The 10,708-nt window shown below is 62.1% G+C and carries 14 protein-coding genes (1 of these 14 cut by a window edge); all 14 read left to right on the top strand.

The window, feature by feature from the left end:
- The first annotated feature begins 14 nt into the window (after positions 1–14).
- Complete coding sequence (locus tag A9404_RS09760; RefSeq protein WP_066100875.1) at positions 15–623, top strand: anthranilate synthase component II; 609 nt, start codon at positions 15–17, stop codon at positions 621–623.
- A complete protein-coding gene (locus tag A9404_RS09765; protein ID WP_066100878.1) occupies positions 620–1,861 on the top strand; it encodes a multidrug effflux MFS transporter in 1,242 nt (413 codons plus the stop codon). The genes A9404_RS09760 and A9404_RS09765 overlap by 4 nt, the downstream gene beginning before the upstream one ends.
- Positions 1,862–1,948: 87 nt before the next feature.
- Entirely contained in the window at positions 1,949–2,692 is a 744-nt protein-coding gene (locus A9404_RS09770) for a YebC/PmpR family DNA-binding transcriptional regulator (RefSeq protein WP_066100881.1), read from the top strand.
- 1 nt (position 2,693) lies between these two features.
- The gene (gene ruvC, locus A9404_RS09775; RefSeq protein WP_231880897.1) at positions 2,694–3,260 is read left to right on the top strand and encodes a crossover junction endodeoxyribonuclease RuvC; all 567 of its coding nucleotides are present in this window, start codon (positions 2,694–2,696) and stop codon (positions 3,258–3,260) included.
- A complete protein-coding gene (gene ruvA / locus A9404_RS09780; RefSeq protein ID WP_066100884.1) occupies positions 3,257–3,862 on the top strand; it encodes a Holliday junction branch migration protein RuvA in 606 nt (201 codons plus the stop codon). Before ruvC ends, ruvA begins: the two co-directional genes overlap by 4 nt.
- A gap of 6 nt (positions 3,863–3,868) precedes the next feature.
- Positions 3,869–4,912 (top strand): Holliday junction branch migration DNA helicase RuvB, encoded by a 1,044-nt coding sequence (gene ruvB / locus A9404_RS09785; protein WP_066100887.1) that lies wholly within the window; start codon positions 3,869–3,871, stop codon positions 4,910–4,912.
- Positions 4,909–5,331 carry a tol-pal system-associated acyl-CoA thioesterase gene (gene ybgC / locus A9404_RS09790; protein WP_066100891.1) on the top strand — a complete coding sequence of 141 codons (423 nt, stop codon included), beginning with the start codon at positions 4,909–4,911 and terminating at the stop codon, positions 5,329–5,331. Before ruvB ends, ybgC begins: the two co-directional genes overlap by 4 nt.
- On the top strand, positions 5,328–6,005 hold the full coding sequence (gene tolQ / locus A9404_RS09795) for a protein TolQ (RefSeq protein WP_066100894.1): 678 nt from the start codon (positions 5,328–5,330) through the stop codon (positions 6,003–6,005). Before ybgC ends, tolQ begins: the two co-directional genes overlap by 4 nt.
- A gap of 3 nt (positions 6,006–6,008) precedes the next feature.
- On the top strand, positions 6,009–6,458 hold the full coding sequence (gene tolR / locus A9404_RS09800; RefSeq protein ID WP_066100898.1) for a protein TolR: 450 nt from the start codon (positions 6,009–6,011) through the stop codon (positions 6,456–6,458).
- A 2-nt stretch (positions 6,459–6,460) separates the two neighbouring features.
- Entirely contained in the window at positions 6,461–7,576 is a 1,116-nt protein-coding gene (gene tolA / locus A9404_RS09805) for a cell envelope integrity protein TolA (RefSeq protein WP_066100901.1), read from the top strand.
- Positions 7,577–7,652: 76 nt separating this feature from the next.
- Entirely contained in the window at positions 7,653–8,963 is a 1,311-nt protein-coding gene (gene tolB, locus A9404_RS09810) for a Tol-Pal system beta propeller repeat protein TolB (RefSeq protein ID WP_066100903.1), read from the top strand.
- Positions 8,964–9,019: 56 nt separating this feature from the next.
- Positions 9,020–10,000, top strand: coding sequence for a tol-pal system protein YbgF (gene ybgF / locus A9404_RS09815; protein WP_197490331.1), 981 nt, complete (start codon positions 9,020–9,022; stop codon positions 9,998–10,000).
- On the top strand, positions 9,997–10,683 hold the full coding sequence (gene queE, locus A9404_RS09820; protein WP_066100908.1) for a 7-carboxy-7-deazaguanine synthase QueE: 687 nt from the start codon (positions 9,997–9,999) through the stop codon (positions 10,681–10,683). Before ybgF ends, queE begins: the two co-directional genes overlap by 4 nt.
- A protein-coding gene (queC, locus tag A9404_RS09825; protein WP_066100911.1) for a 7-cyano-7-deazaguanine synthase QueC crosses the window boundary here: on the top strand, positions 10,673–10,708 show its 5' end (the start). The gene runs 672 nt beyond the window's last position; 36 of the gene's 708 nt are visible here — the first part of the coding sequence; its start codon is at positions 10,673–10,675; its stop codon lies off the right edge, out of view. The genes queE and queC overlap by 11 nt, the downstream gene beginning before the upstream one ends.

Genomic DNA, 10,708 nt, shown 5'->3' on the forward strand with positions numbered 1-10,708 from the left:
TAGGAATGCGTCCCATGGTCCTCATGCTCGATAACTACGATTCGTTCACCTTCAATCTCGTGCAGTATCTCGGCGAGTTGGGTGAAGAGGTCTGGGTGGCGCGCAACGATCAGGTTACCGTGGCGGAGATCGCCGAACGGGCGCCATCGCATATCGTGATTTCCCCGGGACCCTGCTCCCCCAACGAGGCGGGCATCTCTCTGGACGTCATTCGGCACTTCGCCGGCAAGATCCCGATTTTCGGCGTCTGTCTCGGTCATCAGGCCATCGGGCAGGCCTTCGGCGGCGAAGTCATCCGGGCGCGGACCGTGATGCACGGCAAGGTTTCCCCGATCTATCACGAGGGGCTTGGGGTCTTTGCGGGGCTGCCGAATCCGTTCGATGCCACCCGTTACCACTCTCTCGTCGTCGCGCGGCACAACCTGCCCGATGCGCTGGAAGTGACCGCCTGGACGCAACGCGAGGACGGGACGTTCGACGAGATCATGGGGTTGCGCCATCGCGAATTCGTCGTGGAAGGGGTGCAGTTCCATCCCGAGTCCATTCTGACCGAGCACGGTCACCAGCAGCTCAAGACCTTCCTGGGGTTCCGGTCGGCCGTGCGCGAGCCGGTCGTCGCATGACCGCGCCCGCACCGCGGGCGCTGCTGATCGTGCCGGTCGTCGCCAGCCTGCTGATGCTGGCGCCGTTCACCGTTGATGCCTATCTGCCCTCGTTTCCGTCGATCGCGGCGGATTTTCGGGTGGAAGAGGCAGCCATGCAGGATACGCTCAGCATCTACCTGTGGTTTTTCGGCTCGATGATGCTGGTCCACGGGCCGCTGTCCGATACCTTCGGGCGCAAGCGGACCGTGCTGATCGCGCTGACGGTCTATGCCCTGGCTTCCGTCGCGGCGGCGCTGGCGCACAATTTGTCGGATCTCATTTACGCCCGCATCGGGCAGGGCATTGCAGCGGGCGCCGGGGTGGTCATCGGTCGCGCACTGGTTCGGGACCTGTTCCAGGGCGCCGTGGCGCAACGCGTCATGTCGAATGTTACCCTCGTCTTCGCCGTGGCGCCCGCGATTGCCCCGATCATCGGCGGTGCCCTGGAAGTGGCATTCGGCTGGCGTTCGGTCTTCTGGTTCCTGGCCGGCTTTGCGGTGCTCCTGATCCTCGGTGTGCTGCGTTTCATGCCGGAAACCATCGGTGCACACAATCGTCAGCCCCTGGCGCTCGGGTTCGTGCTGAAAAGCTATGGTCGGGCGCTGATTCACGGGCCGTTCATCGGTCTGACTCTGATCTTCGCTCTGTTGTTCGCAGGACTGTTCCTCTACATCGCCGCCGCGCCGGCTGTCCTGATCGGGCATCTCGGGCAGGCGCCAACGGATTTCTGGAAGTTCTTCGTGCCGCTGGTCACGGGGCTGATTCTGGGCAGTCGGGTCAGCAACTGGCTGTCGCGACGTGCCACGGCGTTGCGGACGGTCACCTGGGGATTGGCGTTCAGCGGGCTGGCCGTGGCATACAACCTGGCCCAGAGTCTCTGGTTCATGTCGGGTACGGAGTCGATCTGGTGGACGGTTTCGCCCATCGCCTTGTATGCGATGGGCTTGGCCACTGCGATGCCGGCCCTGAATTTGATGGCGCTGGATTACATCCCGGCGCAGCGCGGGCTGGCCTCGGCGATGCAGGGATTCATGCAAATGGCGCTGGCGGGCCTGGTTTCGGCATTCGTGGTGGCTCGATTGTCTGCGCACCTGACCTGGTTGGCAGCGGGGATGTTGTGCTTGTGGGGGGTGGCGGCCCTGATCTGGGTTCTGTGGGTGTATCGGGCGCCCAGGCTGGGATTCGCCTCGGAGGGTGTCGGCGGTTTGCGGCAGTGATTGTGCCCGATGCCCACCGTGAAACCTGGCGCGCCAATGCTAGAATGCAGGGTCTTGAATTGACAGACAGAACGAGGAAGGCGATCGATGGCCGGCCATAGCAAATGGGCAAACATCAAGCACCGCAAGGCCCGTCAGGACAACAAGCGGGGTAAGATCTGGACGAAGATCATTCGCGAAATCACCGCCGCGGCGCGGATCGGCAAATCGGCTGATCCGGCCGCGAACCCGCGCTTGCGCCTGGCCTGGGACAAGGCGCTGGGGGCCAACATGCCCAAGGATACGATGGAGCGCGCCGCCAAGCGGGGCATCGGGGCTGGCGAAGGCGAGCAGTTCGAGGACGTGTTGTACGAAGGGTACGGTCCGGGGGGCGTCGCCGTGCTGGCCTACTGCATGACCGACAACCGGACCCGCACCGTGGCCGACGTGCGTCATGCCTTCACCAAGCATGGCGGCAATCTGGGCACCGATGGTTCCGTGGCCTACCTCTTCAGCAAGTTGGGCGTTCTGTATTATCCGCCGGGCGTGGCCGACGAGGATGCCTTGATGGAAGCGGCGCTGGAAGCCGGAGCCGAGGACGTCCAGACCGACGAGGAAGGTGCCGTCGAGGTGCTGACGACGCCGGAGGAGTACGTTTCCGTCAAGGATGCTCTGGTGGCCGCCGGGTTCGAACCGGAGGCCAGCGAGGTCGCCATGCGGGCGGCCGTCAATGTGCCGGTCGAGGGCGATACGGCTATCAAGCTCGTCAAGATGATCGATATGCTGGAAGACCTCGACGATGTGCAGGAGGTCTTCCACAACGCCGAGATACCTGAAGAGGCGTACGCGTAAGGTGGCACGTCTGCGTGTGCTGGGTGTCGATCCGGGCTCCGTCACGACCGGCGTGGGGGTAATCGACTTCGAGCACGGCAAGGCACGTTGCATCCATCTGGAGAGTCTCGCCCTCAAGGCCGCGGGCAGCTTTTCCGCCCGGTTGGGCGTGATCTTCGGGCTGATGGACGAGATCATCGCGCAGCATCAACCGGACGAGTTCGCGATCGAACAGATTTTCATGTACCGCAGTCCAGAGTCTTCACTCAAGCTCGCGCAGGCGCGAGGTGTCGCCATCGCTGCCGCCGTGCGACGCGGCCTACCGGTGCACGAATACATGCCGGCGGTCGTCAAGCAGGCGGTCGTCGGCACGGGGCGGGCGGACAAACTTCAGGTGCAGCATATGGTCAAGCGTTTGCTTTCGTTATCGGTCGATCCCCCGGCGGACGGTGCGGACGCCGCAGCCGTGGCGTTGTGTCATTGCTTTCGGCGTACGTCGCTGGCTGGCGTCGAGAGCAACGAACCGGGCGTCGAGAAGACGGCGATGCAGCTATTGGCACAATCCCGATATCGGAGGCGGAGCAGATGATCGGACGGCTCAAGGGAATTCTTGTCAGCAAGCAGCCGCCATGGCTGCTGGTCGACGTGCACGGTGTGGGATACGAAGTCGAGACACCCCTCTCGACCTTGTTCGATTTGCCGGCCAACGGGCAGGAAGTCACCCTGCTGATTCATACTGTGGTGCGGGAAGATGCGTTCCTGCTGTACGGTTTTCTGCGTGAGGCCGAACGAACGTTATTCCGGCATCTGCTGAAGGTGACTGGCGTCGGTGCGAAGTTGGCGCTGGCCATTCTGTCCGGCATGAACGCGCAGGAATTTGCCGACGCCGTGCATCGCAATGATGTTTCGGCGCTGGTGCGGCTGCCGGGCATCGGCAAGAAAACCGCCGAGCGACTCATTATCGAGATGCGGGATCGATTGGTCCAGGGCGCGGAGGTCGCGCCGGCTTCGGCGGTCGGCGGTGCCCAGGCGATCACGTTCAGCAATCCGGTGCAGGAGGCGATTGGGGCATTGGAGGCGCTCGGTTACAAGCCGATCGAGGCGACCCGCATGATCCGCGCCATCCCCGATGCCGAGTCGCAGAGCGTCGAGGTGCTGATCCGCTCGGCACTGAAATCCATGGCAGGTTGATCCGGGATGAACGAACGCATCGTGACGAGTCAGGTAGGTGCCGACGAAGCGGCGATCGAGCGGGCGCTCCGCCCGAAAACCCTTGCCGATTATGTCGGTCAGCCGGCGGTGGTCGATCAGATGCAGGTGTTCATTCCGGCGGCCCGGCAGCGCGGGGAGTCGCTGGATCATGTGTTGATCTTCGGGCCGCCCGGTCTCGGCAAGACCACCCTGGCCCATATCATCGCCCACGAAATGGGCGTGGGGCTCAAGCAGACCTCCGGACCCGTGCTGGAGCGTCCGGGTGACTTGGCGGCGCTGCTGACCAACCTCGAACCGCACGACGTGCTATTCATCGACGAAATCCATCGTCTGTCCGCGGTCGTCGAGGAAATTCTCTACCCCGCCATGGAAGATTTCCAGATCGACATCATGATCGGCGAAGGCCCGGCGGCGCGCTCCATCAAGCTCGACCTGCCGCCGTTCACCCTTGTCGGCGCCACGACCCGTGCCGGCATGCTGACCAACCCCCTGCGCGATCGTTTCGGCATCATTCAGCGACTGGAGTTTTATGGTCCGAACGATCTGACTCAGATCGTTCATCGCTCGGCGCAGCTGCTGGGCGTGCGGATGGACACTGACGGCGCACGGGAAATCGCCGTCCGGTCACGGGGCACCCCCCGGATCGCCAACCGGCTTCTTCGTCGTGCGCGGGATTTCGCCGAAGTGCGGGGCGATGGTGCGATCACACGTCAGGTCGCCCACGATGCGCTGAACTTGTTGCAGGTGGACGCCCAGGGGTTCGATCATCAGGATCGCCGCCTGCTTGAAGCCCTGATCCACAAGTTCGACGGCGGCCCGGTCGGGCTGGACAACATCGCCGCCGCGATCGGCGAAGCGCGCGACACCATCGAGGACGTGCTCGAGCCTTATCTGATCCAGCAAGGGTTTCTCGTGCGCACCGCCCGAGGTCGCATGGCGACCCGGCAAACCTATGCCCACTTCGGTTTCCGACCGCCCAGGAGCTGGGCGAAGGCGCAGGGCGAATTGCTGCCCGAGGAGGGCGAATGAGCCTGGGTCCCGAAAACCGTCCCCCTTTCTACTGGCCGATCCGGGTCTATTATGAGGATACCGATGCCGGCGGTGTCGTGTATTACGCGAACTACCTCAAGTTCTTCGAGCGCGCCCGGACCGAATGGTTGCGTTCGCTTGGCTTCGAGCAGGATATTTTGCGCGAAGAACAGGGGGTGATTTTCGTGGTTTCCTCCGTGCAGGTAGAATATAAGCGTGTGATAAAATTCAACGACGAATTGCGCGTTTCCTGCGCTCTGACAGCGATGTCGGCCGCCGCCATGACGTTTCATCAGGTTGCCGAGCGAACTTCCGACGGGGCCGAATTGTCTGAGGCCACGGTGCGGATCGTCTGTGTGAACGCCGAGAGTTTCAAGCCCAAGCCCATTCCTAACGTATTGCGGAGCTGCTGTTTGTGAGTACCGAACCGTCTGTCTTGAACCTGATTCTCGGGGCGAGCCTGCCCGTGCAGGTCGTTCTTTTGATTCTGCTGTTGGCCTCCGTGGCTTCCTGGGCCCTGATTTTTCACAAGTCGTCCGTGCTCCGCACCGCGCGCGCGAAGGCACGCCGGTTCGAGGAGAGCTTCTGGAGCGGCGGCAGCCTGACTGATTTTTACGATCGCCTGAGCCGGGACACGCAACCGTGCGACGGTCAGGAAGCCATTTTCGAGGCCGGGTTTCGCGAGTTCCGGCGCCTGCGTCAGACCGAAGGTCGCAGTACCGAAGAGCTGCTCGAAGGGGTGGAGCGTGCCATGCGCGTCGTCCTGCATCGCCAGATCGAGCGCTTCGAGGAAGGCTTGCCCGTGCTGGCGACGATCGGTTCCGTCAGTCCCTATGTGGGTCTGTTCGGGACGGTATGGGGGATCATGAGTGCCTTCATGAGTCTCGGCAATGTGCAGAACGCCACCCTGGCGTCCGTCGCGCCGCCGATCGCCGAGGCGCTGATCGCAACGGCCATGGGCCTGTTCGCTGCGATTCCGGCTGTGGTGGCTTACAATCGCTACTCGACGCAGATCGACGAGCTGTTTGGTCGCTACGATCGTTTTACCGACGAGTTCCTCGGTCTGCTCCAGCGTCAGATCGGAGGACAGTAAGCCATGGATCGTCGCGCGCGACGCACTCGGAGAATGGTGGCCGAAATCAACGTCGTGCCGTACATCGACGTCATGCTGGTGCTGCTCGTCATATTCATGGTCACGGCACCCATGCTGCAGCAGGGTGTCGAGGTCCAGCCGCCCAGCGCAGCGTCGAAGCCGCTGCCTAATCAGGATGACCTGCCGGTAATCATCACCGTCAACAAGGCCGGCGAGTACTTTGTCAGTAACGCACCCAATCCCAAGGCGCCGTTGTCCCTTGAAGAGATCAAGCCGTTGATCATCGCCGCCCGTCAGGTCAAGCCGAAAATTCCGGTGCTGGTCAAGGGGGATGGCTCGGCGGACTATCGTTCGGTGATGCAGGCCATGGTCGCGGCGCAGCAGGCCGGTGTCGACAAGGTCGGTCTCGTCACGACGCCTGTCGACGGCGCTCCGGCCGGCGGAGGTAAGTAGGCATGTTCCGTTGGATTACCCGGATGCCATTTGCCGTCCTTCTGGCGATCGTGTTGCATTTGCTTCTGGCATTGGCAATCCTGCTCTCGATTGAGTGGCATGCCTTCTCGCCCGCGATGGAAGCCTCGAAGGTCCCGAGCGAGCCGACCATCCAGGCTCAGTCCGTGTCTCAGGCGGCGATCGAACAACAGGTGAAGCGTCTGAAGAATCAGGATGCCGAGCGTGCCCAAGCGGTGAAGTCGCAGGAACGTGCCGCGGAGCAGGCCAAGGCGGCTGCGGAGCAGGCAGCGGCGGCCCGTCGGGCGGAACAGGCGCGCCTGCAGCAGCTTGAGGCCATGCGCGAGATGAAGCAAAAGGCGGCCGCGGCGCAGGAGCAACAGCTGAAGGCTCTGCAGGAAGCGCAGAAGCAAGCGCAGCAAACGGTCGAAAATCAGAAAAAGGCGCTGGAGAAGATCCAGCAGGAAGCGGCGCAGGCTGCGGCTGAGAAACAGGCGGCTGCCGCTGCCGCGGCAAAGGAAAAAGCGGCGGCCGACGCAGCCAAGAAAGCGGCCGCTCAGGCGGCTGCCGAGGCCGAGCAGGCACGTCAGCAGGCCGCAGCGGAGAAAGCGGCCAAGGAACAGGCCCAGAAAGAAGCAGCCGCGAAAGCGGCCAAGGAAAAAGCCCAGAAGGAAGCTGCGGCCAAGGCAGCCAAGCAAAAAGCTGAAAAAGAGGCAGAGGCCAAGGCGGCCAAGGAAAAGGCTCAAGCCGAGAAAGCGGCCGCCGCCAAGGCCCAGCAGGCACGGGAAGCCGCGTTGCAGCAGCAATTGCAGAACGAACTTCGCCAAAGTCAGTCCAAGGGCGTACTGGATGCCTATGGCGCGGCGATCAAGGCCAAGGTGACGGCGCAGTGGTTCAAGCCGCCGGGTTGGCAGCCGCAGTGGAAGTGTAACGTCCGCATTTCCCAGGCTCAGGATGGCACCGTGCTGAACGTCAAGATTTTGCAGTGCGATGGCGACCAGTTGTTCCAGCGGTCGGTGCAGCAGGCGATCGAGCGTGCCTCGCCGTTGCCGCTGCCGAGCGACATGAGCTTGTTTTCGCCGAGCATTAACTTTACCTTCAAGGCCGATACGCAACCTTGATCAGCGCGGGGGCAGAGCTGCTCCGTTCAGACAGACCCTTTTCCAACAAATTTTTGAGAGTTTCTAGGTGATGAGTATGAACACGCGGATTCGACGCTGGAGTTTGTGGATTGTGAGCGGGTTATTCCTGGTCCTGCCGATGGTGAGTCAGGCGGAGCTGAATATCGTCATCAGCGGTGGGCAGGAAAGCGGGGTGCCCATTGCGGTGGTTCCCTTCGCGACGACGACCAAAACGGATTTCGCCAGCATCATTCGCGCCGATCTCGCCCGCTCCGGGCAATTCGCACCGTTGGCCGTCGAGCAGATGCCCAGCCAGCCGTCCTCCCCGGAGCAGGTTCAATTCGATCAGTGGCGGGCCGGCAAGGCGCAGTATCTGGTCGTGGGCAAGGTCGAGCAGCAGGGAAACGGCTATCAGGCCACCTTCTACCTGTTGAATGTGAGCAACGGGCAGCAGATGACCGGGCGCGTGATCAGTGCGCCCATGACGGCTGAACGCAGTATTGCGCATCGCATTGCCGACATTATCTTCAAGCAGATCACCGGGGTGCGCGGTGCCTTCGACACCAAGATCGCTTATGTCACCGAAACGGATGCGCCATTGAAAAAACGGCGCTATACGCTGGAAGTGGCCGATTCGGATGGCGCTAACCCACAGACCGTATTGAATTCGGCCTATCCGCTGATGTCGCCGACCTGGTCGCCGGATGGCAACAAGTTGGCCTATGTCTCGTTCGAGGGCAACCGGGCCGGTATCTGGGTGCAGGATTTGCGAACCGGCCAGCGGTATCAACTGACGAAGTTCCCGGGGATCAACGGTGCGCCGAGCTGGTCGCCTCGCGGCAACAAGATCGCGCTGACGCTGTCGAAATACCATAGTCCGAATATTTATGTCGTCGACCTGGACACCCGAAACCTGACGCAGATCACCAATGACGGCTCCATCAACACGGAAGCGGCTTGGTTGCCGGACAATAACACGCTGATTTTCACGTCGGACCGATCCGGTACGCCGCAGATATTCGAGCAGCAAATCGGATCACATTCGGCGCAGCGCCTGACATTTGGTCTGTCCTACGCAGCCGGCGGCGCCGTGTCGCCCGACGGCAAGACCCTGGCCATGATCGCGGGTGGCAATGGCGGTTTCCGCATTGCCGTACAATCGTTGGCAGGTGGCGGCAGCGACCTGCGCTACATCAGTCAGGGGGGGGCGGAGGAACGACCCAGTTTTGCGCCCAACGGTACGATGCTGATCTATGCATCGCAGGCAGGCGGGGACTCCGTCCTGAAGGTGAGTCCAGTGGCTGGCCAGGGTAGCCAGACATTGCGTTTTGCCCAAGGCAAGGTTCGTGACCCGGCCTGGGGTCCTTTTCTGGACGATAGCCAGTAAGCACGTGGTTAACGATGCCCATTCATTCGAGCGATAGAGAGATTCCGATGAACCCAATGAATTCCCCTGTTCTTCGCCGGTTGTTGATCGCGACAGTGGTTGCCGGTGTCTCAACTGGTGTGGCTCAGGCGCAGACCCCCCCGACTTGGCTCGACTGGGGGCAAGGCAAGGAGGGTAACGCTGCGCCGCCGCAGCCTGCAGCGGCACAGCCGCAGCCGCTCGGTGCGACGCCGCCCGCAACGGCGCAGTCTCAGCCGCTGGGTGCCGGCTATGGTGCATCCGGTGATCAGGGTGCGAGTGGATCGGGGCAGACCGTGATCATCCAGAACCTGCTCGACAATGTGTCGCGCCTTCAGGAGCAGGTTCGGGACCTGCGGGGGCAAATCGAGGAGCAGGGCAATGAAATCAATCGCCTGAAGAAATCCCAGCAGTCCGGGTTCAGTGCCTTTGATGATCGGATCAGCAAGTTGGAGCAAGGCGGCGCGCCTAACGGCGGGGCTGCTGCGCCCGCAGCCCCTGCGAATGCGGGTGCGGGTGCGGGTGCGGGTGCGGGTGCCCCCGAAGCATCGCCAGCGACGGCTGCGCCGACGACGCCCCCGGCCGCAACGCCCGCGGCTCCGGTCCAGCAACCGACGACCCCCGCGGAGAGCGAAAAGCAGCAGACACTGTATAACGCAGCGTTCGCGCAACTGAAGGATGGCCATTACGAGCAGGCCATTACCGGGTTCCAGGCGACGATCGATGCTGCGCCTCAGGGTCAGTGGACGCCCAGCGCGTTGTTCTGGCAGGGGGAAACGTACTATGTGCTCCAGAAGCGGGACAAGGCTGAATCGGCCTACGAGAAGATCCTGACCGAATTCCCGAAAAGCGATCGGGTGCCCGATGCGCTGTTGAAAACGGGTTATATCGCCTATGACGAAAACAAGAATGCCCAGGCGCGGAGTATCTTCCAGAAGGTGATCAGTCAGTTTCCCGGAAGTCAGGCCGCCAATCTGGCGAAACAGCGGCTGGCGCGCATGACCGCAGAAAAACGATGAGGGTTGATGAGGCGCGGGTCGTCGATGCACCTGAGGCGGTTATCCCTCAGGTGCGGTTGACCGAAATCTTCCGCTCGCTGCAGGGGGAGTCAGGAAGTGTGGGGTGGCCGACGGTATTTGTTCGGCTGACTGGTTGTCCGCTCCGCTGTGTTTACTGCGATACCGCCTACGCGTTTACGGGCGGTCAGCGATACCCCATCGACGAAATCATGGATCAGGTCGCGGCGCACCGTACGCGCCATGTGTGCGTGACGGGCGGTGAGCCGCTGGCGCAACCGGGCTGCCTTCCCCTGCTGACGGCATTGTGCGATCAAGGGTTTTCGGTCAGCCTGGAAACGAGTGGGGCGATGGCGATCGAGGATGTAGATAGTCGTGTGCGGCTCGTGATGGATCTCAAGGCGCCCAGTTCCGGCGAGTCGGCACGAAATCTGATGAAGAATCTGGATTACCTGAAGCCGACCGACGAAATCAAGATCGTGATTGGCAGCGTCGAGGATTTCCGGTGGGCAGAACAGGTGATCGTCGAGTACGGGCTCGACGAGCGGTTTGATGTACTGGTTTCTCCGGTATTCGGTGCGGTTTCGCCGCAGGCTCTGGCCGAGTGGGTGCTGGGGAGCGAGCGCCGCATGCGCTATCAATTTCAGTTGCACAAATTGATTTGGGGGAACGAGCCTGGACACTAATTCGCACACCTGTCCGAAAGCCGTC

Origin of the sequence: Halothiobacillus diazotrophicus (assembly GCF_001663815.1) — a bacterium.
GTDB classification, from domain to species: domain Bacteria; phylum Pseudomonadota; class Gammaproteobacteria; order Halothiobacillales; family Halothiobacillaceae; genus Halothiobacillus; species Halothiobacillus diazotrophicus.

Bases quoted from the DNA above. Each gene is read 5' to 3' on its own strand.
- queE (WP_066100908.1), top strand. From the start codon at position 9,997: ATGAGGGTTGATGAGGCGCGGGTCGTCGATGCACCTGAGGCGGTTATC.
- ruvB (WP_066100887.1), top strand. From the start codon at position 3,869: ATGAACGAACGCATCGTGACGAGTCAGGTAGGTGCCGACGAAGCGGCG.
- tolA (WP_066100901.1), top strand. From the start codon at position 6,461: ATGTTCCGTTGGATTACCCGGATGCCATTTGCCGTCCTTCTGGCGATC.
- tolB (WP_066100903.1), top strand. From the start codon at position 7,653: ATGAACACGCGGATTCGACGCTGGAGTTTGTGGATTGTGAGCGGGTTA.
- A9404_RS09765 (WP_066100878.1), top strand. From the start codon at position 620: ATGACCGCGCCCGCACCGCGGGCGCTGCTGATCGTGCCGGTCGTCGCC.
- tolR (WP_066100898.1), top strand. From the start codon at position 6,009: ATGGATCGTCGCGCGCGACGCACTCGGAGAATGGTGGCCGAAATCAAC.
- A9404_RS09760 (WP_066100875.1), top strand. From the start codon at position 15: ATGGTCCTCATGCTCGATAACTACGATTCGTTCACCTTCAATCTCGTG.
- ruvA (WP_066100884.1), top strand. From the start codon at position 3,257: ATGATCGGACGGCTCAAGGGAATTCTTGTCAGCAAGCAGCCGCCATGG.
- ybgC (WP_066100891.1), top strand. From the start codon at position 4,909: ATGAGCCTGGGTCCCGAAAACCGTCCCCCTTTCTACTGGCCGATCCGG.
- ybgF (WP_197490331.1), top strand. From the start codon at position 9,020: ATGAATTCCCCTGTTCTTCGCCGGTTGTTGATCGCGACAGTGGTTGCC.
- A9404_RS09770 (WP_066100881.1), top strand. From the start codon at position 1,949: ATGGCCGGCCATAGCAAATGGGCAAACATCAAGCACCGCAAGGCCCGT.